The organism is Flavobacterium sp. GW823-FHT06G12 (assembly GCF_058794775.1).
This window is the reverse complement of sequence record NZ_JBXAHE010000002.1, coordinates 1,059,550-1,082,629: the sequence shown is the minus strand read 5'-3', so window position 1 is coordinate 1,082,629 and position 23,080 is coordinate 1,059,550. Positions and strand designations below refer to the sequence as shown.

Genomic DNA, 23,080 nt, shown 5'->3' with positions numbered 1-23,080 from the left:
ATTTCGACAATCTCTATATACTTTTAGAAATTTAATAGTAAAAAAAGGACAAGCTGTAATTGTTAATATTCTAAAAAAGAAAAACCCGAAACACAAAAAGTGTTTCGGGTTTTTATAATATAAATTACTTTTTAATTAGTAATTAAATTGTAATCTGTTATCTTCAATTTTAGCATTGTTTTTCAAAGCTGGTAACACTCTACTTGCATCATTAGCGCTTTGAGCTTTTACTTTCTCTACGTAAGCAGCGTGATTAGCAATTGCAGGAGCTTTTACAGTTTTGATGTTTTTAACAACATAAACACCTGTATTTCCTTCAATTGGAGCAGAGATTTTGTTTGCAGTCAAAGCAAAAGCATTACCTACAACTTGTGGCTCTTGTCCAACTCCACCTGGAAGAACTGGGTTATCTAGAGTTACGTCTGTAGCTTGCTGAACTGCAACTCCTGCAGCTTTAGCAATAGCCTCAATGCTTGAACCTTGCATTTTAGCTTTTAATAATTCTGCTTTTTTCTTATTTTTTAAGATTGGCTCAACATAAGGTCTTGCCATATCAACAGAAACTAAACCAGATTTGTTTTCGCCTTTATATTGTGCAATAACGTGTCCGATGTTTGCAATTTCAAAACGTTTTACATCTCCTTTGTCAGTTTCTTTATCAAAAGCCCATCTTACAATGTTACGTTGGTTACCTAATGGTCCAAACGCTTCATCCATAGCTTTTGCATTAACTGGCTGAGCAACTTTTAAACCTAATTCTTTAGCTGCAGCATTGAAATCTTTATTAGCAGCATCCATTTCAAATTTAGTTGCTAACGTAAATACTTTATCAGAAGTAGCTTCAGATGGCTCGATTTTTTGAGCAATTGTAGCTAAACGAATTCCGTCTTGTTTGTCTGTAATTTTGATAATGTGAAATCCGAAAGGAGTTTCTACTAAACCAACTTTACCAATTCCGTTGCTGAATACAAAATCATTGAAAGGTTTTACCATTTGGTTTGGCCCAAAGTATCCTAAATCACCACCTTGTTGTGCAGATGAATCATCAGAACTTGTAAAAGCTAACATCATGAAGCTATCAGGATTAGCTTGAACTTGAGCTAAGATTTCTTCAGCTTTAGCTTTAGCTTCTTCTTTAGTTCTTTTCTCTTTCGGGTTTGGAGTTTGAGATCCTTCGTATCCAATTAAGATATGACTTGCTTTTGCATTAACCCCAGCTTTAAATCCTAAAGATTTAGAGATTGCATAGTATCTTCCATAAACATATGGTCCGTAAATTGCTCCAGCTGGCAAGCTGAATAATTTGTCAGCATCAACTGCTGGCAATGCATTTTTAGGAACGTAAGTAGAATCATAAGGAACATCAGAATTTGCATTTACAAATTCTGCAACGTTTGTTGCGTTTTTAAATCCTGGCAATGTATCGTTTTTACCTGTTTTTGCGTTGTAAACAACACTTCCAGATAATAATGCAGTCAATTTAGCTTTAATTTCAGCTTCATCTTCTTTAGAAGCTTTATCTTCAACTAAAACATACTGAATCTCACGAGTAGCATCAGCTTTGAATTTTTTCTCGTTTTTCTTCATGTAAGCTACGATCTCATCATCAGAGATTTTAACTTCACTATCTTTAATAGAAGAATAAGGAGCAGCTGCATATGCAAAACTCACTTTATTAGTTTCCATTTCATACTTTAATTTTCCTTCACTAGCAGTTGTGTAAAGTCCTGATTTGATTAAAGTATTATAGATTTGAAACTTAGCATTCAATTCAGCATCTTTCTCTTTTTGAGAGATGTATTGTGCTGCTTCTGGGTTTGTTTTAAAATAATCTTTAAACTTAGCAACATCAAACATTCCTGCTGCATTTAAGAACATTGGGTTTTTACCAATATTTGGATCTGATTTCAAAACCTCTAAAATGTGTTTTTCACCAACTCTCAATCCTAATTTATCAAATTGAGATGACAATAAAGCGATTGAAACTTCTTGATCCCAAACTCTGTTTGCAGCTTCAGTGGAAGTTATTCCTTGTCCACTTTTTTCAACATTACTAACTTTAACTCTAAAGTCTTCAAATGAAATATCTTTTCCATCGATGCTTCCTACATCTTTTGAACTTTGACCAAATGTTCCTCTTGTAAATAGATCTTGTATTATAAATGCAAATAATGCAAGTGCAATAACTCCTATCAATAAAGCGGAACGCTGTCTAATTTTTGCTAAAACTGCCATTTTATTATCGTTAATTTTATATTCAGTTTGCGAAAATACAATTATCTAGTTAATAACAATACAACTAGCGTTTTATTTTCAACATTTTTTTTCATTAATTTAAAAAATCACTCTTTAATTGTCAATTTGACTAGTTCTATTTTCTTATTTGACGCCTCTTCAATGCGAAAATGAAACTTATCTACTACAATTTTATCTCCTTTTTGTGGGATTTCTTTTGTATGATTGACTATAAAACCTCCTAAAGTTTCATAAGAATCTTCTTCTGGAATCATTAATTTATAGGTCTCATTTAAATACTCAACATCTAATCGCGTTGAAAACAAATACTTACCTTCTCCAATTTCTTCTTCAATCAATTCTTCATCTAAATCGTGCTCGTCTTCAATTTCCCCAAAAAGTTCTTCTACAATATCTTCAATTGTAACAATGCCTGAAGTTCCTCCATATTCATCTAAAACTACTGCAACATTTTTTCGTTTTTTGATCAATAAATTCAAAACATCCTTAATAAATATCGTTTCTGGAACAAATTCAACCGTCATCAAGACTGATTTTATAGTAGACGGCTTTTTAAACAAATCAAAAGAATGGACGTATCCAACAATGTCATCGAGTGAATTTTGACTTATGATGATTTTAGAATAGCCTGTTTCTATAAATAAAGCTTTAAGATCGTCAACACTATCGAACAAATCTATATCTACAATTTCTGTTCGAGGCGTCATAATCTCTCTCGCCTTAACAGCAGAAAATTCTAAAGCATTTTGGAAGATTTGAATTTCAGAATCTACTTCTTCGTCTTCTTCAACCGTGCTCATTTGCTCTGTTATGTAATTTCCAAGCTCAATTCGGCTAAACAAATGAATTTGACTTCCTTCTGTTTTAAAAAACTTACTTAGCACAAAATCGGCAATCCAGATAAAGAAAGTAGAGATATAGTAAAATAATCTGTAGAACAGATAAGCTGGAAGAGCCAGAATTTTAATTAAAGAATTGGCATAAATTTGAAAAAAAACTTTCGGAAAAAATTCTGAAGTCAGCAAGACTATAAATGCCGCAAGAAGTGTTTGAATAAGAATATTCCACCAATCAGAAAAAACAAAGCCAAAATAAGTCATCCAATTCAAAATCAGATCACCCATAAAAAAACCGTAAATCACCAAAGCTACATTATTGCCAATTAACATGGCAGCAATAAATTTGGACGGATTTTCGGTTAGCTTTGTTAAGATTCGAGACAAGAAATCGTCTTGTTTCTTTTCTATTTCGAGATAAATTTTGTTGGCGGATGTAAAAGCTATTTCCATCCCAGAAAAAAAGGCGGCTAGTATTAAACAGATTATTATAATACTAATTTCCATTTTTTATTGCTTTTTATTTCGATCATTATACTTATTAAGAAATCTTCTCCTAAAGAAAAACATAAAAACAGCCATTCCTGCAATTACGAAATAAAAAGGATAACTCTCATCTCCTTCATTAAGTTTTACGATACCATCATAAGTAAAGAAAACTGCAAAAAGGATGTAAACGTATTGTGTATATTTTAAATAACCCATAATATTATAATTCTTCGTTGGATTCAATTTCGCCCGTTACACGCTGCGAATTGATCACTTTAAAATCTTTGCTAAAATCTATTCCCTGACCATGAGAAACTCCTTTTTTATCGGTCAATTTAAATTTTCTCTCTGTATAAAACCATTCGTTTTTCTGATCGAAATATAACTGTTCTGTTTCTAAAATCTGCCCAGCTTCTGAAGTAATCTTTACTTTTCCTATCAAATCAATAATCCCAGTGTTTTTATATGAAACCGCATAGTTACCTTTTATAAAGGTTCGTTTTTGTCTTTTATCATATAAAGTAACATCGATTCCTTTAGGAAATTCTGTAAACGGAAAATCAAGATTTGAATAATCTAACATTTTCGGACTTATCAAAACACCAGTAATACGGCCAGAATCTGTGTATTTAATATTTACAGTATCGGCATCGCTGGCAGGGACAAATTCTGAGAAGTTAATTTTCTGAACTTCTTTAAAATTACTTTCGCATCCAAAAAACATTGTCACAGCAATAACTGTGACAACTATTAGACTATATCTTTTTGGTAAATTCATTTGCCAAATGTAGTAAATTGTAATGAGCTTCTAAAAGATAATATATTTTGTTTATTGGTATTTACTCTTCACAAACCATTTATCATTGAAAGAGAAACTCACACTAAAATTAACATAATTTTCTTGAACTAAATCTGCTGCCGTTGTACCACGTTTACCAAATTCAATTCCGAAATTCACATTTGAGAAAGATCCTGGAATCGGGACTCCTGCTCCTAATGTCATACCAACATCTTTAATTGATTCGTTATTAACAATTAAACCAATTTTTTCATATTTCAAACCAGCTCTATAAGTAATTCTGCTCATATAACTAGTAAAAGAAGCATAATTTGGAAGGTAATATCCTCCAATTGCATATTTAGAATAGCTTTCGTATCTTACATTGCTTGCAGAGTTATAATAATTTGCTAACTGTCCGTCTCCTTGAAACGTCATGTTTGCTCCTACAAGCCATTTTCTAGCTTCACCAACACCCAAACCAATACTCAATTTGTTTGGAAGTTTTAATTTTGTTGTTTCTGTTGGAATTACATAAGGATCTGAATCGCCTTGAACCGAAATAACTCTTGTATTATCTGAATTCAGGTTACTAGCAAAAGAATAACTCAAACTAGAAAACACACTAGTTTTTTTGTTGATTTTTTTCTGATACATTGTTCCAAAACTAAATCCAACACCTGAAAGTTCTGAAGTATTAACCTCTGCCGTTCCGTTTTGAACACCAGTAATTGCTTCTATACTAGTAGTTGTAATTTTACCAAAATTATATTGCGCATCTACCCCAACGTTCCAACCACGCATTATTTTGTATGATAAACCGAAATATACTTTATTGACACCACCTTTTCCGTCAAGCTGAGAACTTGTCGCTCCTTCTGTTGCCGAATTATCTTCACGAATTTTGTAACCTACTGAACTGACAGGAATCAAACCAAATGAAGCACCAAATTTTCCCATCGGAATTCCTAATGCTAAATAATCAAAAGTAGAGCGTTGTGCTTTTTCTGATTGCGAAGTCGTTTTTAAATTAGAAGTCGCATATGTTCCTCCAACTGTAAAAGTTGTCTGAATTAAACTGGCATAACTTGCCGGATTATCTAAATTTAAGTGAATCGTGTCTTGCTCTACTGCAACTCCAGCCATAGATCTGTTTTCAAGTGTTCCCTTGAATCTCACATCTCCTATCCCGAAAAAAGAATAAGGTGACGCAGTACCTTGTTGAGCGAATGAAACGAACGATATAAGCAAACAAGCGCTTAGTATTACTTTTTTAATCATTGTCGATTTTATATTGATATGTTTGGCTCAAACTCTCCAGAAGGAAATTTGAATTGGCAAATATGGTATTTTTTAATCGTTTAGCCAAAAAATCTGCATCGCCTCCCGTTAAAATTATGATAAAATTTGAAAACTCTTTGCGATATTCATCGATAAAACCGTCAATCTCATAGACGAAACCGTTGACAACACCAGAATGAATGGCTTGTGCCGTCGAGTTTCCTACATAAGAATCGGGTTCTTCTAAAGTAAGTAACGGCAGTCTGGCCGTAAAATTATGCAGTGATTCATATCTCAAACGAAGCCCTGGAGAAATGGCTCCTCCTAAATAACTATCATTTTCGTCGATAAAATCGTAGGTAATGCATGTTCCAGCATCTATAACCAAACGATTTTGTTTTGGAAATTGCAGTGTCGCTCCTGCTGCCAAAATCATTCGGTCTATACCCAAAGTTTTTGGTGTTGCATATTTATTATGAAAAGGAAAAACATCTTCGTGAGTGAAAAAATGAACTTTCAGCCTATTTTCAAAAGTTAAAAAAGACTTTTTTTCGATACTTCCAACAGAAGCAACAACCAAATCGGAGCATTTTGGATATTTTTCTAAAATATTTTCAATTTTTTTTTCGATTTCATTTTTATCAAAAACAAAATTTTCTAGAGAAGTATTATCCTCAAATACAGATGCTTTAATTCTCGTATTGCCAACATCGATTGTTAAAATCATATTTCCTTTTTTGCTTTTGCGAAGATACGAATAGATTTTTTCTAAAAAATGTTTTGCACAAACCAAAAATGATTATATATTTGCACCCGCAACAAGCACGGTACCTTAGCTCAGATGGTAGAGCAATGGACTGAAAATCCATGTGTCCCTGGTTCGATCCCTGGAGGTACCACGAAACCCACTCAACCGAGTGGGTTTTTTGTTTTTTATACTTTTCTGTTTTTTAATCACAATCCCTATAGTCATGGATGATGTCATTAAGTTAATTTTTTTGTATTAATTTTTTGAATAGCCTCCAGCTTCAGCTGGAGGTATTTAACAAACGAACAATAAGGCTTTAGCCAAATCATGCATTTTCGGCTAAAGCCATTCCGATTTCTTTTTATTCAAACTCCAGCTAAAGCTGGAGCCAATTCAAAAAAACTTTGCGAACCTTTGCGGTTTTTCTTTGCATCTTTGCGGTTAAACTCAAAAGTCAACAAATTAATAGTTTTTGTTAAAAAAGTATTGACTGAATAAAAAATAACCTTCTATATTCGTAAAACTGTATTTTTATATTTGATTCACTAACAAGATCTCAAAGCAGTTTTATGAGCAAAACTTCTACTAAGGGCATTTGGAAAGTAATTTCGGCCTCTTCTATGGGTACCATGATCGAATGGTATGACTTTTACATTTTTGGCAGTTTGGCTGTCGTTATTTCAACAAAATTTTTCCCAAGTGACAATCCAACCGCTGCATTTTTATCTACTTTGGCCACATTTGCTGCCGGATTTGTAGTTCGCCCATTTGGAGCTTTATTCTTTGGAAGACTTGGTGATATCATTGGACGTAAATATACTTTTATGGCTACCTTATTATTAATGGGTGGTTCTACTTTCTTAATTGGATGTATTCCGAGTTATGAAACAATTGGCTTTTTAGCTCCTTTATTGGTTTTGATTTTACGTCTACTTCAAGGACTTGCTCTTGGAGGAGAATATGGCGGAGCAGCCACATATGTTGCAGAACATGCGCCACCAGGAGAAAAAGGATATTGGACTTCTTGGATTCAGACAACTGCTACTGTTGGTTTATTTATTTCTTTAATGGTTATTCTAGCAACCAAAAGCGCGCTTTCTGCAGAAAATTTTGACTTATGGGGATGGCGTGTTCCTTTTTGGGTTTCAATCGCTATGGTTGGAGTTTCCTACTTAATTCGAAAAAACATGGATGAATCTCCTGTTTTCGCGAAAGCTAAAAAAGAAGGAACAACAAGTACAAATCCGTTAAAGGAAAGCTTTGGAAATAGGTACAATTTAAAGTTTGTTCTTTTGGCTTTGTTCGGAGCCACAATGGGACAAGGTGTTGTTTGGTACACGGGGCAATTCTACGCTATGAGCTTTATGAAAACAGTAATGAATGTCGATTCTTCACAAGTAGACGAATTATTGGGAATTGCCCTTTTAATTGGAACACCATTTTTTATTGTTTTTGGATGGTTAAGTGATAAAGTGGGTCGCAAATATATTATGATGTTTGGAATGTTGATTGCTATTTTATCTTACAGATCTATTTACACAGCAATGTATAACACAACAGATATCAGTCAAAAAACAGAAATTGTAGAAAATCCTAGAGAAACGACTGAAAAGAAAGCTGATGGGAGTTCTGTTACAATAAGTCAAAAAAAGTACACTGACGGCACAACCATGATCGAGAAAAAAACGTACATGGATAAAAAAGATGTACAAACAAATATTTCAATCCAAATAACTTCAAGTGATAAATGGACTTTAATTTTTTTGGTTTTTATTCAGGTGCTTTTCGTAACAATGGTTTATGGTCCAATTGCAGCATTTTTAGTTGAGATGTTTCCAACCAAAATTAGATACACCTCTATGTCACTACCTTATCATGTAGGAAATGGAATTTTTGGCGGATTGCTTCCCGCTATTTCTACTTATTTTGTATCACACGCCAAAACAGCAGGCAAAACCGATTATTATTTGGACGGATTATGGTATCCGATAATTATTGCTGGAATCTGCTTTGTTATTGGAATGATTTATATTGACAACAAAAACAAAATTACTCACCTTTAAAATTTATTAAAAAATGAATGCGATTAAACAGGTTTTAGGGGCGTTATGGATTGCTTTGGCTGCAGCTGCCGCCTATTTTTGCGTGTTTGAATTTGGTTTGCCAAAACTTCTTTCAGATCAACAAGACGATTTGGTATTTGGTGTAATTATTTTATTTATACTAACTCCGCTTATCGTAATGGGATTAGGAACATTTGGATATTACTCTTTGATTGGAGAATACAACGAACCTAAAAGAAAAAACAAATAAAACAATCATAGTTAAATCATAAAATTAATGTCTAATAATTCTACAACCCCAAAAAGACATTAAAATATTAAATAAGACATTTATAGCGAAAAACTACTCAAAAAAAAGGCTGTCCATTTCTAGACAGCCCTTTTTCATTACTAACCAAACCTAATTTTTAATAAATTTCACAACGCGAACTTTATTATTCTCGTCAAACGTTTTTACAAGATATAAACCAGAAGTTAAACCACTAACTGAGAATTGATAATCTGCATTTCCGTTTGTATTGAATGTTTTTACTAATTGTCCTGTAATAGAATAGATATCTACTTTTGAAGTTGCAAAACCTAAAGTAAAATAATCGGAAACAGGATTTGGATACAGGTTGACCTGATTTCCTTTTTCAAAATCTTCTATTGCCAAATTTGCTTGTTTATTACCATAAATTCTATATTCTCCTGGAGCTAGACTAATTGGAGTATTTACATTGGTAACATTTATCGTTGAATTATCCATTAAGTTATACCAAGCCCCAGTGTATTGAAATGCTGGAATCATATTTTGTGCAGTTGTTTCAAAATTTGCCAAAATCACAACATCTTTAAGCTGAGTCGAAGCCAAGCTACTGTTTGTAATTTTGATATTTACTGTCAAAGTAGTGGTATTTGCCATTGTTGCTGTCCCTAAAAATACAGGTTCTGTCTTTTTAAGTGTGATCATTTTAGCCCAGTCATTGTATATTTTATTTCGATTTGAATCGCCAAGCCAATTTTCTGTCCATTGTGGTTGTGGTTTTGTATCTAATTTACAATCTCCTGGAGTTGTTGTTGTTTCATCATTTACAGTTCCGTTATTACAGCTAAAAATAGAATCATCCATTCCTAATTCTCCAAAATGCCAAATCATTTTAGGTCCAGGAATTAATAAAGAAACTGCTCCAATTGCAGACATTCTAGATAAAGCTGTATTTAATGTTTTTACATTATAACTTCCGTTTGAAGCTCCATACTGTACATTTTTATACATCAAACGTTCTTCATCGTGACTTTCAGCATAACCCATTAAACGATTGGCAGTAAATCCACGACTTGTGCTATTCATTCTATAAATGTTGCTTTCAGACGCATATCCCATTGACAATTGATTGTATTCTTTTGTCATTTTCCCCCACATCATCACGCCTTTACTTGGTGTTTCGCTAACACGATAATTTGCCCATTGCTGTTCTTCGGCATCAGTACCTAAATGTTCGAAAATAGTATAATGTGTCGGATCTAAACTCCATGAATAATCGGCATATTTTTTCAAAACATCTACTCTATCTTGCTGATAGCTATTTGTACAACTTTCGTTTGAAGCTGTACATGCTTGCGTAAATCCTTTTGTCAAATCCCAACGGAAACCATCAATTTTATATTCTTCAATCCATTGTTTAATAACACGATTTACATAGTATTGTGTTTTTAATGATTGGTGATTAAAATCTTCACCAACACTATAAGTATGTTTTGCTACTGTATTAAAATATGGATTTTCTGTTGTAGGAGACCCGAAACCATCTCCATCAGGATCATTCATCCACATTCTTACCATAGGATTTCTTCCAAAAGCGTGATTTAATGCAACATCCAGAATTACTGCAATTCCGTTTTGGTGGCACAGATCAATAAATTCTTTTAATTTATCCGAAGTTCCATAAAACTTATCTAAAGCCATATGAAATGAAGTATTATAACCCCAACTTTCATTGCCTTCAAATTCCATTACTGGCATTAATTCAATAGCATTGATTTTTAGATTTTTAAAATAATCTATTTTATCAATTAAACTTTGATAGCTTCTTGATGCATCAAAATCACGAACCAAAACTTCATAAACGACTAATTTTTCTTTTTGAGGTTTATCAAAATTAGTCACCTTCCAATTGTAAGAGGCTTGTCCTGTTTTTAAAACTGTAACTTCAAAATTTTGTCCTGCAGGATAAACCGGCATATTCGGATATTTTGATGCAGGAATTGAAGAATCATCATAAGGTGATAAAACTAAGGTTGAATACGGATCTGCTGTTTTTACCATTGATGGTGAATTTGCAATTGGAGTTGTATCTACAACCCAATATTGGTACGTATTATTTACACCTGAGACCAAACCTGTTAATTCTAGCCAAAATTTACCCGAAGAAGGATCTTTTTTCATAGCATAAGCCGACGTTGGCTGCCAGTTATTGAAACTTCCAGCAACATAAACAAAATCTTTAAGAGGTGCATCTAATACTAAAGTCGCTTTTGTGGCATCTGAAGCGTTATAATTAATTCCATCAACTAAGCCTGTCGGCATAGCTTGAGAAACAGTATTTGGATTTACAACTACTGCAAATTTCTTTGAGATTGTAGTTGTACCTTGAGTTGCGATTAGCTCATAGCTTTGATTGCTTGTAATATTGGTATGCGTATACGAATAGCTTGAAGTACTGGCATTTGTATTTATGGTTACTCCATTAGCTTTTAAAGTATAACTGCCTGCTCCACCAGTATTTGTTGCAGCAATATTAAAACTTGAACCTGACGAAACAATTGAAGTGCTATTTTCGGCTGGAGAAGTCAAGGTAACTTGAAAAGATCCTACGCTAACAAAAAAATCAGAACATGATGGCGCCAATTTTAAGGTCTGACTTCCATTTGCATTTCTAAATACAATTCCCATTTTTGTCGCCGCCGATTGCTGTGTAGCAGTCAACCCAAAATAAACACTCGGTGTAATGGTAATGCTCCAAGTTCCGTTTGTTTCTTTTGTCATTAGGCCAACACCGTCGTCAGCTCCCCAATTTCCTTTAACAACTTGCCAAGCATTTGCTTCGTTACCTATACCTGCATGCATATATACTTTGGTAGGACTTGTTCCCATTGTATTACATGTACCCGATGCAAATGAAGCTGTTATTTTGATCTGTTGATTAACCTGAAACACAGCTGGAGACACTGTTATCTGTTGAGCATCAGCAATAATCGACAATAAAAAGAAAATAAAAAGTAAAGTTTTTTTCATATTTAAATAATGATTAATCAAGCAAAAAATTGAGATAATTAATAAAGGTATCTTATTAAGTCGAGAACTTGGAGAAGCGCTTCTAAAATAGACTTACGACAACGTTGTAGTGTTTAAAACTTTATAATAAATCTCTGAAAATTATTATAAAAACAAAATTCAGTATGCTTCATTTTTTAAGTAAAAAAATCAGAACTCCATATTTATCTTTGAACTAATTTTCTAAATTGATAAAAAACACGTTCAATGAGGCGCATTTCATCAGTAATAATATCTGCAGATCCTGTCAATTCTTTATCAAATTTTATCTTTCTGCCATAGCTAGTTTGAAGTCCATTGGGCATGACTACTTCAATAAAATAATTTCCTTCTTTGTCTGCTATTGTCGACATAGACTGAACACGGCCTTCCAGCATTCCGTATTCTTGAAAAGGATAATTATCTAATTTTATTAGAACCTTTTGATTTTGCCTTATTTTACCTGTATTTTGCGACGGAACTTTTAGACTACTTATATATTGCCCTTGATTTTCTGGCAATACTGTCGCAAACAAGTCACCTGCTTTTATGAGCTGATTTTCTTTCCATGAATTTTGAAATTTAAAAACTCCATCATAATTGGCTTGAAATAAATAATTCTGTTTCCAGATTCGAATGCTTTTTTTTAATTCATCTAATGCTTGAAACAAAGAAGCCAAATTAGTAACGTCTGCTTTCTTTTGAGAAATTTCACTGGCTACTACTTGTTTTTTTGCTTGTTCTATTGCTTCTCTTTGTTGAGAAATGGCTGTATTTATCTGATCATAGCTTTGCTTAGCTTGTAAATTATTTGCTTTTTGAACATCTAAATCATACTTTGAAATAACTCCTTTTTCATAAAGCTGCAGCGATCTTTGATATTGAACATCGCTCAAAGAAAGCTTAACTTTCTCTAATTTTTGCTGCCCGTATAGCGATTCTAATCGGTTTTTGTTTTCTGTTTGCGAACTTTTACCTGCATTTATTTCTTCGGAATAAGGATGTAGTTTTTGGTTCAATTCGTTTTCGATATAAGCTTTATGGAATTGACTAAATGAAGATTGAATATCTCCTAGCTGTAAATTGCTCATTTCTTGAAAAGGGAAATAAAACGCTTGATAATCTAATGGAATTGAAGACACCATTTTATCTAATTTTAAAACATCTTCAAAATTGGCAGTACTTTCTAAAATTGCAAGAACATCATCTTTTTTAACCTGAGAAGAATTAGGCATGTACAATTTTACAATTCTTGAATTGACTTTTGATTCTAATCGTTCTGGCGGATAATTAGATGTTACCATTGCTTTTGCGGGTATTACATCTGGATATTTAATAAACCAGCTTCCAATAATAAATAAGAGTATCACTCCAAATACAATAGAAATACCATAACGAACAATCCATGCTGGAGGATTTGACAATACTTCCTGCACGGCCTCAGAACGCAACTCTAAATCATCTAAAACTTTTGATGCCATTTTGTTATCTTATATTAACAGGAAACTAGTTCCCTAATTCTAATTGATTTTTCACTAATTCGTAATAATTTCTTTGAGCAAGAACGAGCTCTTTGTGTGTGCCTATTTCGACTATTCTTCCTTTTTCTAAAACTACAATCTGGTCTGCGTTTTTTACAGTTGATAAACGATGAGCGATAATTACTGCTGTTTTCCCAACCAAAAACTGATTTAGATTTTCCATAATTATCTTCTCATTATTAGCATCTAGAGAAGAAGTGGCTTCATCAAAAAACAAATAATCAGGGTTTTTATAAACTGCTCTTGCAATCAAAAGCCTTTGTTTCTGTCCGCCCGAAATTCCAGTTCCTTCATTTCCTATTTTAGTATTGTACGAAAGCGGAAGAGATTCTATAAACTCTTTGATATTGGCAGTTTCAATAGCATGCAGTAATTTTTTCTTGTCGATATAATCTTCTCCAACCGCTATATTATTTGCAATTGTATCATTAAAAATGAATCCATCCTGCATTACAACACCGCATTTTCCTCTCCAAGCACTTGGAGAAATAGTACTAAACTTCATATTCCCCAAAACAATTTCTCCTGCATTTGGCTCATAAAATTTCATCAAAAGCTTTAATAAAGTTGTTTTTCCGCTTCCGCTTGTTCCTACTATTGCGGTTGTTTTTTGCTTTGGTATCAACAGATTTAAATTTTCTAGAACATAATCCTGACTTCCTGTATACTTAAAAGATATATTTTTTACAAAAACATCAGAATGTGATAAATCGTGATTTTTAGGATTTAAAGCATCCTCTTCATCTTCTTTGTCATGAATTTCGCCTAATCGTTCTAAACTTATTTTAGCATCTTGAAGAGATCGCACAAAACCTACCATCTGCATTAAAGGGCTGTTTAATTGTCCGATAATATATTGTACAGACAGCATCATCCCGAGAGTTAAATCTCCTTTAACCACAAGGGTTGCAGAAAAAAAAGTAATTAATAAATCTTTTAAGTGATTAATAAAATTTGACCCAACAGATTGCCATTGCTCCAAAGTCAGGGCTTGAATATTAACTTTAAAAAGACGAATCTGAACAAACTCCCAACCCCATCGTTTTTGCTTTTCGGCATTATGCATTTTTATTTCCTGCATTCCGTTTATAAGCTCGATTACTTTAGATTGCTCGTTTGAAACCTGAGAGAAACGTTTATAATCTAGTTCTTTTCTTTTTTTCAAAAAAAACAAAATCCAACTGAGATAAACACTACTTCCAATTAAAAAAACCAAAAACAATTGCAGATTATAAAAAGCCAGTACAAAACTAAAGACAACTAGATTTAAAAGTGAGAACATTACATTTAGCGAACTTCCTGTCAACAATTGCTCAATTCTTCTATTGTCTGCTATTCGCTGCATAATATCTCCAGTCATTCGACTATCAAAATAGCTAATCGGCAATTTCATCAGTTTAATAAAAAAATCAGAAACCAATGAAATATTTATTCTTGTACTTAAATGAAGCATAATCCAAGAACGCAACACTTCTATTGCTGTCTGACCTGCAAAAAGCATTAATTGAGCTAAAAGTATTAGATATATAAAGTTCAAATCTTGAGTCTGAATCCCGACATCGACAATACTTTGAGTAAGAAACGGAAACAGCAATGAAAACAAACTCGCCGCAGCCAATCCTATAATTAGTTGGATTACTAGGCCTTTGTAACGAAACAAATATTTTGTCAGATAACTAAAGCTCCTTTTAGAGTTTTCATCGTCCCATTCGTTTTTATAAAATTCTGGAGTTGTTTCTAAAAAAAGAGCAACTCCTTCTTCTGTTTTTTCGTGTGCATTTTTACCAATCCAAAACTTAATAAATTCTTCTTTAGAATAAATAATTAAACCGTGACTTGGATCTGAGACATAAACTTTGTCGTTTTTTATTTTGTAAACCACAACAAAATGCTGACTATTCCAATGCACAATACAAGGCAAAGGCATTTCGTTTTGCAGAGTTTCAAAATTAGTTTTTAGCCCAAGCGTCCTAAAACCTAACGCTTCTCCTGCATCGCTCAAACCTAAAAGACTGCTGCCTTCTCGAGTGGTTTCAGAAAGGTTTCGTATTTGTTGCAGTTCAATTACTTTTCCATAATATTTTGCAATAATACGTAAGCAGGTTGGGCCGCAATCTTTAGTGTCGGGCTGTTTGTAAAAAGGGAAAGAGGTAATTTTCAAAATACGGCGATTTTTTCTTCTATTAGATTATCAATAAAAAAATTGAGTTCGTGAGCTTCATATTCTTTAGGCAGTAATTGCCCATTTACGAGAATTGCCGGTGTATAAAAAATCTTGTTTTCAAGACACCATTGGTATTGCGATTGTATTTGTGCTATTCCGATTTCAGAATAGTTGTCTTGCCATTTCAATTTCCATTGTTCAAAATCCAATCGATCGATATGCCATTCATTCAATGACAAAACCGCTTTGTTGTATTCTCCTTTTATATAATAAGCAATTGCCTGTTTATAGATAATGTTATATGGATTCTGCAAATTCTCGACATTTATATTAAAGACAAGTTTTACCTTTAAGTAGTCTGGATTTTTGGTTTGCAGTTTTACTAGTTTTTCATAAACTTTATGACAATGCATACAAGACGCACTAAGGACTGCATTGATTGTAATTGGAGCGCTTTCTTCTCCAATCACAATGGCTTCTAATTTTTCTAGAACGAGTTCTTCTACACTATTTTCACGATCAATCAAAGCTTTAAAAACAGGATATTTTCTTTTAAGCTGATTGTATTTTAGCTCTATCCTATTATTGGTCAAATTGTTTTTTATAAGTCTTTTAATTTCCAGAAAAAGAAAACTTATAAAAATCAAAACAAACAAAAACACAACAGCATTTTTAGCTTCAGCAAAATTTGGATTGGCGCTAAAACCATAATTTAAAACCATCAAAACCTGAATTGCCAATGCAAGCAAGATTCCTAAACACAATATGCACCATTTTTTCACAATAAAACTTTGTACATAAACAGAATACAACATTACGGGAATACTAAAAAAAGCTAAACAGCTATAAATAAAAATATAGTCTTGAAATTTGGTAAAAATTGAAAAAACAGTCAATCCGAAAAAGTATATTAGAGAAAGATCTGTCAATTTTAAACCTCCTAAAATTTTTGCTTTTTTTGAATGAAGCACTTCTTTACAACTTGTTTTTTTAGTAGCATAGCATATTCTTGAAATTGCAGTGTCATGAAATCCTAAATCTTCTCTAACTAAAAAAATACTAATTGCCAATCCTAAAAATGATGCTATAAAGTATCCTATTGATAAAAAAGGGCTTATTATATTGTTAGTATAAACTTGAAAAAAAGCAAAACCGATTGTGATCAATAAAAACAAAGGAACACTCTTAAAAAGAATATTTTTCTCTACGTTTTCAGCATTTTCATTTTCTTCAATAGCTACAATCATTCCGTTCCATCCTGCTAAATATTCGCTTCTGGAAAGTTTTTGAACAAAGCCATTTGCAAATTGGATCTCAAAATCTTGCCCGATTTTTTTTGTATAAACAATTTCATTTCCTGTATAAGTGCAAAAAATAGAAATAAATGTATCTGGCAAATTTGGCAACTCGCTTTGATCAATTCTGGCTGCTACATTTTCGATATCATAATAATTGAACACATCAACCATAGCAATTAAGCTTGGATAATCTGGATGCGCTTCTAATTCGAGTAAAAATTTTTCTCCAAGATGACTATACTTATGCTCATGAAGGTATTTTTTTAGATAAAAAAAGTCTATCATTTTGATGAAATTAAATCTGGTTCTTCAATCATTGCTTTCAAAAAAAGTACTTTCTCTGCTAAAAAGAATCTAATTCTGTTCTGGATCAGTTCTATAAAATCGTTTTTTCCCTGCTCATCTACATCTTCTTCCAAATATGCCGTCATGTTGCGAATAAGTTGTTTGTAAAGAATAGGCTCGGCAAGTTCTTCTAGAACCAATTCGTCAATTTCATCTATACTCAAACGTGATATTTTTTGATCTAATTCTGGCAGCACTACATATCTAACATTTTCATTTAATTGCTCATCAAAAAAATCAGTAATTTCTGTTTCAGATAATTTCGACAATTCAAAAGGTTTATCATTAGCAATTAAAAAATCAAATTCCTGTGGAAACTCCAAAGACATAAAATTTCTTCCTACTAAATATTCGTTTGTAAATTCTTGTTTTACATCTAAAGCATTTTTAAGCTTAAAATCATTTTTCAAATTCCAGTTTTTAGAATGATCAAATGACATATTATATTGTGAAAAATTAAAAGGGAACAATTTTCTCAATCGCTCAAAATACTCTGGATATTCTTTAATGACATAAGTCTCTAAACTACTGCAAATACGCACGCTTTTTTTGTATGTACCTAACAAATGCAAATAGCTTTTTTGGTTTGGTACTTTATCAAAATCTCCAAATCCGATATAGTTACTATCATTTGGGGTATCAGCAAACAAGCAATTAACTTTTTTTGAAGACTCTTTTACCATATTGTAAAACAATACTTGCTCAAAAAAAATATTAAAATTAAAACCGTTAATAGAATTCCAAACCAATTTATTTTTATCTACAAACTCTGATGAAATCGCTGCATATTTTTTGAAATATTCATAATTACGACCTCCGATTATACCCATATTATAAGCGTAATTGTTATGATTATTGATGTAATCTTTCATCTCTTCTGGAACATATACTAAATGAGGATAAATGTCTTTCCACATTTCTGCATAATATTCTGTAGTAACTTCTAGATTTTGGGCAATAAATTCTCCGTTCAACAATTCATCTGAGAATTCTTTCCAAATAAATACATCTCCATCGATATGCAAAAAAGGCTCGTCTTGAAGACTATAAGTCTTAATTTTAGGCATTGCCCAAAGACTTTTATGATAATGATTGAGCTCATCTAAAACAACATGAACTTTATGATAGGGCAATTGAAGCTGATTAATCAATATTTCATACCCTTTTTGATCGGTATATAACTCAACCTTATAAAATTTAGCTAATTGATTTGCACTTAATATCCAGCTTAACCAATTGTGTGCTTCAGAAAGCCATCCGTAACTTTCAGCTAATGGATTGTCTAGATTTTGTGACCAAAATGATTGAATTATTTTCATTGATTTTATAATTTGGAGTATTTAATTAAGTTTCCATCAAGAAATACTTGCGAGAAACTATTTTTTTCATGTCTATAATAATGCTTGGTCTGTGTATTAAAAAAATACTTAGAATGAAAAATCATCTGAGTCAAATCAAACTGATTCTCCAGATTTTCATAACATAAATAATTTTGCTGTTTGGCATTTTTTCCAATAAAAACAGTCCGATTCATGTAAGAATATTGTCCTTTTTCCAAATTTCGCAATGCTGTAACATTTAACTTTTTGGACCAAAACATGTCTGTTCTAAAAAGAAAATTTTTAAAATTTGGATTTATATGATCTGTCCATTTAGCAAAAAAAATGTTTGAACTTTTTCTGACGTTGTATTTATCAATATAATAGGACTTGGGTATTTTCTTCCATCTTTTTTGAACGGCAAAAATGTTATTCTTATAACTGCTAAAATGATAGAGTAAAACTTCATACTCATTTTTATAGCTCAAAATTCCATTGTCCCATTTTATTTTTCCGGGTGTGCCCTCAATAATAAACAAATCAAAATGTACTCTAATATTGTTTTGTTCTTTTACTAAAACATGATGAATACTTTCTGTTTCTGTAGGTACATCAAGAATATTTATTCCTGAAATTACTTCATCATAAGCTCCACCGCATTCATCAAAACAATAATTGTCATTGGATGTAAAAATGAATTTATAGTCCTTACTTTTTTCAAATAGATAATTGACAATAGAATTATTTCTAAACAGTAAAAAATAACCCGACGGAAAAGAATCTTTAACCGAAATGACATCAAAATTATCCAGTAGCTCTTCGGTCATAAATTCTCTAATTCTTCCAAAAACCAAATCGATATCACAAACGCCCCAAAAGTCATATCCAGAAATTTGATTTTGAAAGATGACACCAAATGCGGGTTTAAAATCGCAAATTTTATAAGCGCTAGAGATTTGAATATCAAGATTGAGTTTTTGTGAAGCTAAAGAATTGAAATCTTCCAATGTAAATTTTATAATTTTTACATTCTTCGGAATTTCTCTTTCTTCTTCATCATCAGAAAAAATAACAAAATCGATACTTGGATTAGTCTCACAAGACTTTAGAAAAAAATCAAAATACCAAGGAAGCTTTCCTAAGTAACAGTTTAGTAATATTATTTTATTCATTTTCTCGAGCTAAAAAAACAGACTATACTATAAGATTACTTATAGCATAGTCTTTTTATAAAATTTAAAGAATCGCTTAGTAGCAAATTCCTGTATAAATGTCTCCTGGATATTGTGGTTTTGGAACACATTTTAAAGTTGGTGCGCAATTAAAAATACCATGGTTTACATAGCAGAAACTTCCTGCTGGAGATCCACATCCAGATCCTCCTTGAATCATTCTCATTTCGTCTCTTTTTAAACCTTCTGTAATATTTTTTAAACTAATCTTTTTCATTTTTAATAAATTTTAATGTTTTACTTGTCTACTCATTAGCTTTTCGACTTCCGCTTTTTGGTTGTTGTTTGAAATGCATTTTTAAAGCTTAAGAGCAAACTGCAGTAAATGTATCTCCCGGAAATAGTGGTTTAGGAATACATTTTAAAGGAGCAGCACAATTAAACACTGGACTATTAGGAATACAAGAACTACCTAGACCAGCGCCGCATCCGCAGCCACCTTTTATCATTCGCATTTCTTCTCTTTTCATTCCCTCATTAATACTTTTTAAATTAATTTTTTTCATTATTAATAAGTTAAACTAGCCTACTCGTAAGCTTTTCGGCTTCCGCTTTTTGGGTGTTACAAAATCATCTTTTAGTGACATCAATTTCAGGCTCGGTCTTAGGTTGCGCAACCTGTATTTAAGAGTCTTTTAATTTGCATTTGCAACTACAAACTAATCAGACTAATAAATCAAAAAAATGGGAATTTTTAGCAGTAAAATGCTATTGATTTTTTAAAAATATAAAAAATACCTTACCGATTAACGGTAAGGTATTTCTGAATCAAACTATAACGTTATAGTGTTAATAAATAACAATAACATTAAAAAAATAATAAAATAATTATCAGTATTTCATTTTTAACCACAAAATAATAAAAATAAAACGATTGGCTGTTTTGAGGAAATTGCATAAAAAAAGGGCTGTCTATTAAGACAGCCCTTTTGAAATATTATGCTCAAAAAATTAATCTAATGTGATCGTTTTAGCACCGTTATCGATTGTTAAAACTCTTGGTCCTGTTGGTCCAGTATATTTAAAGTTACTGTCACCATCTCCAGCGTTTACTAATTCGTCATCAATAGTATAACCTAATCCAGAGTAGTAAGTATAGTTATGACTTGCATCCCAGTTACCATTACTTGTAAAGTTATTTCCTAAGAATTCTCTAAATGCTTCTCCGCTTTTAAGAACAACAGTTACTTGGTAAACATCTGTTTTACCAACTACTAGTGGGAACTCAGTTTCAGCATCACCATCCCAAGTCCATCCTCCAGGAGTTGCAGCACCAACTAACCAGTGAGAAGTTGCTAATGGTGTATGGTAAGGAGTTGCTTTAAAAGTATAAAAATTAGAATATTGTGCTTCTGCTCCAGTACCAACTGTAGCTTTGATGCGAATATCAACACTGTTTTCTTCTTTCTCAATAAAGCCACCATTAACCAAAGCAGAGTTTAATTCAGCTACAGTTAACGCTTTATAACGCTCTGTTGTTGTAGTAACTGCAACAGGTGCAGCAAAGCTTGTACCTGCTTTTGCAATTTCGATAGTATAATTAACAACAGTAGCAGTACCGCTATATTTTGCATAATCCCAAATTACTGTAGTTGCAATTTCTTTTTCATTTTCTTTACTAAGAACAATGTTAAAGTCATTTTGTGGGCTAAGTAAAACAGGTGTTGACTCTGGCGTAATTACTGGTCTTTCTTCTACATCATCTGCATTACATGACACCGCTAATACACCAATGAATGCGATTAAAATTTTATATATATTTTTCATTTTATTTATTTTTTATAAGGGTTAGTTAGTATCCTGGATTTTGTTTTAAAGTTGGGTTTGCTTGAATAGCTCTTGACGGAATAGGCATCAAATCTCTATATGAATCTGTACCGCTACCATTTTTAATTCCGCCTTTCCATTGCCAAATTTTAGATGATCCTGTGAATTTACCAAAACGAATCAAATCTGTTCTTCTGTGACATTCCCAAAATAACTCACGTCCTCTTTCATCTAAAAGAAAATCTAATGTTAATTCAGAACTTGTAATAATACCAGCGCTTGCTCTTGCTCTAATTTTATTGATATATTCCAAAGCCGTAGTCATATTTCCTGTTGATGCTCCTCTAAGCGTAGCTTCAGCATACATTAAATATACATCTGATAATCTGTACATTGGAAAATCTGTATCTGGCATATCAGGTCTTTGTGCTTTAGAACCATCAGAATTTACATTTGTAAATTTTGTAACTGCATAACCATTAGTAAACACTCCGTAATCAGCTATATCCAAAGTCTGTCCGTCAGTAAAAAATGTTCCTCTTTTATCAGAAGCTGCATTTACGTCAGGAAATAAACTAACAAACTCTGGTCTTGTTCTGATACCAGACCAACCTCCATCCATTCCTTGATCTGCACTAACCATTTTTCCTCCAATAGAAGCGTGTAAAATAAAACTCATACCTCCACCAATTGCTCTAATTGCATTTCCATCTCCAACAACAGGGAAAATAACTTCATTTTGCGCTCCATTTCTATCATTATCTGCAGAAAATAAATAGCGGTAAGGAACATTAGCAAAAGTATATGCAGAACCTGTTACAATTTCGTTACATATTGTAGCTACATCATTATATCTTTCTGTTCCTGTATAAACTTTAGAGTTTAAATAAATTTGTGCTAATAAAAATTTAGCTGCTGTTTTATCAACTCTACCATATTCATTAGATCCAGAAGCTGCTAAAGTAGCATCCATGTCTTTTAATTCTGACTCTACAAAAGCAAAAACTTCTGCTCTTGTTTTTTGTTCTGGAAAGTAATACCCAACTGGATCTTTTTCAGTTGTAATAGGCACGTTTCCAAACAAATCCATTAAATTCACATACGAAAAAGCTCTTAAAAAACGTGCTTCTGCCCTTAAAGTAGTTACTTCTGCTTTTACTTTTGCATCAAAACCTCTTTCTTCAAGTTTTTCGTCTGTACTTTGTCTTAAAAATTCATTCGCAACACTAATTTCATAAAAAGCTCTTGAAAAAATTCCGTACAAGAACTGATTACTTGGGCTCCATTTTTGTCCATTTATAGCTGGCAAACCATCATCACTCCAAGCAACAATAGCTTCATCTGTTGGAAATTCCTGAGTAACAAACATCAACCTAAGGTAACTACTGAAATCTCCTCCAAGACCAGCAATATCTGCTTGACCATCACCATCATTTCCTCCTACATATAAACCAGCATATAATTTTGCTAATACTTGTTTGTAAGATGTTGGATCTTTAAAAAAGTCATCAGAAAGAAACTCGTCATCATCCTTTGGCGTTACATCTAAGTCGCTTGTACATGAAGCAAGTGTCATACTCACTCCCAAAATCAATAGGAGAAAGTAAGATATATATTTAAATGATATTTTCATTTTGTTTATTTTTTAAATTTAATTTTCAATGTACT

Annotated in this window: 18 protein-coding genes and 1 tRNA gene; 3 read left to right on the top strand and 16 right to left on the bottom strand. The window is 32.4% G+C overall.

What is annotated here, in order from left to right; translation table 11 throughout:
- Positions 1–135 precede the first annotated feature (135 nt).
- The 6 genes from AC1Q5Z_RS11615 to AC1Q5Z_RS11590 form a co-directional block, all read right to left on the bottom strand.
- Entirely contained in the window at positions 136–2,235 is a 2,100-nt protein-coding gene (locus AC1Q5Z_RS11615; RefSeq protein ID WP_345157059.1) for a peptidylprolyl isomerase, read from the bottom strand.
- Between the two features lie 107 nt (positions 2,236–2,342).
- On the bottom strand, positions 2,343–3,599 hold the full coding sequence (locus AC1Q5Z_RS11610; protein WP_343588705.1) for a hemolysin family protein: 1,257 nt from the start codon (positions 3,597–3,599) through the stop codon (positions 2,343–2,345).
- 3 nt (positions 3,600–3,602) lie between these two features.
- On the bottom strand, positions 3,603–3,797 hold the full coding sequence (locus tag AC1Q5Z_RS11605; protein WP_198854704.1) for a hypothetical protein: 195 nt from the start codon (positions 3,795–3,797) through the stop codon (positions 3,603–3,605).
- 4 nt (positions 3,798–3,801) lie between these two features.
- Positions 3,802–4,359 carry an LPS export ABC transporter periplasmic protein LptC gene (gene lptC / locus AC1Q5Z_RS11600; protein WP_198854705.1) on the bottom strand — a complete coding sequence of 186 codons (558 nt, stop codon included), beginning with the start codon at positions 4,357–4,359 and terminating at the stop codon, positions 3,802–3,804.
- A 51-nt stretch (positions 4,360–4,410) separates the two neighbouring features.
- Complete coding sequence (bamG, locus tag AC1Q5Z_RS11595) at positions 4,411–5,640, bottom strand: BamG family beta-barrel-assembly machinery protein (RefSeq protein WP_198854706.1); 1,230 nt, start codon at positions 5,638–5,640, stop codon at positions 4,411–4,413.
- Positions 5,633–6,367, bottom strand: a complete 735-nt coding sequence (locus AC1Q5Z_RS11590; RefSeq protein ID WP_343588704.1) for a type III pantothenate kinase — start codon at positions 6,365–6,367, stop codon at positions 5,633–5,635. The genes bamG and AC1Q5Z_RS11590 overlap by 8 nt, the downstream gene beginning before the upstream one ends.
- Positions 6,368–6,466: 99 nt before the next feature.
- Here AC1Q5Z_RS11590 and AC1Q5Z_RS11585 point away from each other — a divergent pair.
- The 3 genes from AC1Q5Z_RS11585 to AC1Q5Z_RS11575 all read left to right on the top strand — a co-directional run bounded on the left by AC1Q5Z_RS11585 (position 6,467) and on the right by AC1Q5Z_RS11575 (position 8,701).
- Positions 6,467–6,539, top strand: a tRNA-Phe gene (locus tag AC1Q5Z_RS11585).
- Between the two features lie 418 nt (positions 6,540–6,957).
- Positions 6,958–8,451 carry an MFS transporter gene (locus AC1Q5Z_RS11580; RefSeq protein WP_492444921.1) on the top strand — a complete coding sequence of 498 codons (1,494 nt, stop codon included), beginning with the start codon at positions 6,958–6,960 and terminating at the stop codon, positions 8,449–8,451.
- 13 nt (positions 8,452–8,464) lie between these two features.
- On the top strand, positions 8,465–8,701 hold the full coding sequence (locus AC1Q5Z_RS11575; protein WP_198854709.1) for a DUF6814 family protein: 237 nt from the start codon (positions 8,465–8,467) through the stop codon (positions 8,699–8,701).
- Positions 8,702–8,851: 150 nt separating this feature from the next.
- On the opposite strand, the gene AC1Q5Z_RS11570 is transcribed toward AC1Q5Z_RS11575, so the two are convergent.
- The 10 genes from AC1Q5Z_RS11570 to AC1Q5Z_RS11525 all read right to left on the bottom strand — a co-directional run bounded on the left by AC1Q5Z_RS11570 (position 8,852) and on the right by AC1Q5Z_RS11525 (position 23,045).
- On the bottom strand, positions 8,852–11,728 hold the full coding sequence (locus AC1Q5Z_RS11570; protein WP_492444919.1) for an alpha-amylase family glycosyl hydrolase: 2,877 nt from the start codon (positions 11,726–11,728) through the stop codon (positions 8,852–8,854).
- Between the two features lie 203 nt (positions 11,729–11,931).
- The gene (locus AC1Q5Z_RS11565; protein WP_492444917.1) at positions 11,932–13,227 is read right to left on the bottom strand and encodes an HlyD family secretion protein; all 1,296 of its coding nucleotides are present in this window, start codon (positions 13,225–13,227) and stop codon (positions 11,932–11,934) included.
- Positions 13,228–13,252: 25 nt separating this feature from the next.
- Positions 13,253–15,442: a cysteine peptidase family C39 domain-containing protein gene (locus tag AC1Q5Z_RS11560; RefSeq protein ID WP_198855518.1), complete on the bottom strand. Its 2,190-nt coding sequence runs from the start codon at positions 15,440–15,442 to the stop codon at positions 13,253–13,255.
- A gap of 2 nt (positions 15,443–15,444) precedes the next feature.
- Positions 15,445–17,034 carry a vitamin K epoxide reductase family protein gene (locus AC1Q5Z_RS11555; RefSeq protein ID WP_492444915.1) on the bottom strand — a complete coding sequence of 530 codons (1,590 nt, stop codon included), beginning with the start codon at positions 17,032–17,034 and terminating at the stop codon, positions 15,445–15,447.
- A complete protein-coding gene (locus AC1Q5Z_RS11550; RefSeq protein WP_343588699.1) occupies positions 17,031–18,413 on the bottom strand; it encodes a DUF6734 family protein in 1,383 nt (460 codons plus the stop codon). Before AC1Q5Z_RS11550 ends, AC1Q5Z_RS11555 begins: the two co-directional genes overlap by 4 nt.
- A 5-nt stretch (positions 18,414–18,418) precedes the next feature.
- Positions 18,419–19,585, bottom strand: a complete 1,167-nt coding sequence (locus tag AC1Q5Z_RS11545; protein WP_492444912.1) for a DUF6625 family protein — start codon at positions 19,583–19,585, stop codon at positions 18,419–18,421.
- Positions 19,586–19,661: 76 nt separating this feature from the next.
- Entirely contained in the window at positions 19,662–19,862 is a 201-nt protein-coding gene (locus AC1Q5Z_RS11540) for a hypothetical protein (RefSeq protein ID WP_198854715.1), read from the bottom strand.
- An 88-nt stretch (positions 19,863–19,950) separates the two neighbouring features.
- Positions 19,951–20,151 (bottom strand): hypothetical protein, encoded by a 201-nt coding sequence (locus AC1Q5Z_RS11535; RefSeq protein ID WP_198854716.1) that lies wholly within the window; start codon positions 20,149–20,151, stop codon positions 19,951–19,953.
- Between the two features lie 445 nt (positions 20,152–20,596).
- Positions 20,597–21,412, bottom strand: coding sequence for a SusE domain-containing protein (locus AC1Q5Z_RS11530; RefSeq protein ID WP_343588697.1), 816 nt, complete (start codon positions 21,410–21,412; stop codon positions 20,597–20,599).
- Between the two features lie 25 nt (positions 21,413–21,437).
- Positions 21,438–23,045 (bottom strand): RagB/SusD family nutrient uptake outer membrane protein, encoded by a 1,608-nt coding sequence (locus tag AC1Q5Z_RS11525; RefSeq protein WP_198854718.1) that lies wholly within the window; start codon positions 23,043–23,045, stop codon positions 21,438–21,440.
- Between the last annotated feature and the right edge of the window lie 35 nt (positions 23,046–23,080).

Excerpts from the sequence above, each read along its gene's own strand:
- AC1Q5Z_RS11590 (WP_343588704.1), bottom strand. The coding sequence starts at position 6,367 with ATGATTTTAACAATCGATGTTGGCAATACGAGAATTAAAGCATCTGTA.
- AC1Q5Z_RS11605 (WP_198854704.1), bottom strand. The coding sequence starts at position 3,797 with ATGGGTTATTTAAAATATACACAATACGTTTACATCCTTTTTGCAGTT.
- AC1Q5Z_RS11525 (WP_198854718.1), bottom strand. The coding sequence starts at position 23,045 with ATGAAAATATCATTTAAATATATATCTTACTTTCTCCTATTGATTTTG.
- AC1Q5Z_RS11550 (WP_343588699.1), bottom strand. The coding sequence starts at position 18,413 with ATGAAAATAATTCAATCATTTTGGTCACAAAATCTAGACAATCCATTA.
- AC1Q5Z_RS11610 (WP_343588705.1), bottom strand. The coding sequence starts at position 3,599 with ATGGAAATTAGTATTATAATAATCTGTTTAATACTAGCCGCCTTTTTT.
- AC1Q5Z_RS11540 (WP_198854715.1), bottom strand. The coding sequence starts at position 19,862 with ATGAAAAAGATTAGTTTAAAAAATATTACAGAAGGTTTAAAAAGAGAC.
- AC1Q5Z_RS11530 (WP_343588697.1), bottom strand. The coding sequence starts at position 21,412 with ATGAAAAATATATATAAAATTTTAATCGCATTCATTGGTGTATTAGCG.
- AC1Q5Z_RS11555 (WP_492444915.1), bottom strand. The coding sequence starts at position 17,034 with ATGATAGACTTTTTTTATCTAAAAAAATACCTTCATGAGCATAAGTAT.
- AC1Q5Z_RS11580 (WP_492444921.1), top strand. The coding sequence starts at position 6,958 with ATGAGCAAAACTTCTACTAAGGGCATTTGGAAAGTAATTTCGGCCTCT.
- AC1Q5Z_RS11545 (WP_492444912.1), bottom strand. The coding sequence starts at position 19,585 with ATGAATAAAATAATATTACTAAACTGTTACTTAGGAAAGCTTCCTTGG.
- AC1Q5Z_RS11575 (WP_198854709.1), top strand. The coding sequence starts at position 8,465 with ATGAATGCGATTAAACAGGTTTTAGGGGCGTTATGGATTGCTTTGGCT.
- AC1Q5Z_RS11565 (WP_492444917.1), bottom strand. The coding sequence starts at position 13,227 with ATGGCATCAAAAGTTTTAGATGATTTAGAGTTGCGTTCTGAGGCCGTG.
- AC1Q5Z_RS11535 (WP_198854716.1), bottom strand. The coding sequence starts at position 20,151 with ATGAAAAAAATTAATTTAAAAAGTATTAATGAGGGAATGAAAAGAGAA.
- AC1Q5Z_RS11570 (WP_492444919.1), bottom strand. The coding sequence starts at position 11,728 with ATGAAAAAAACTTTACTTTTTATTTTCTTTTTATTGTCGATTATTGCT.
- AC1Q5Z_RS11615 (WP_345157059.1), bottom strand. The coding sequence starts at position 2,235 with ATGGCAGTTTTAGCAAAAATTAGACAGCGTTCCGCTTTATTGATAGGA.
- lptC (WP_198854705.1), bottom strand. The coding sequence starts at position 4,359 with ATGAATTTACCAAAAAGATATAGTCTAATAGTTGTCACAGTTATTGCT.
- bamG (WP_198854706.1), bottom strand. The coding sequence starts at position 5,640 with ATGATTAAAAAAGTAATACTAAGCGCTTGTTTGCTTATATCGTTCGTT.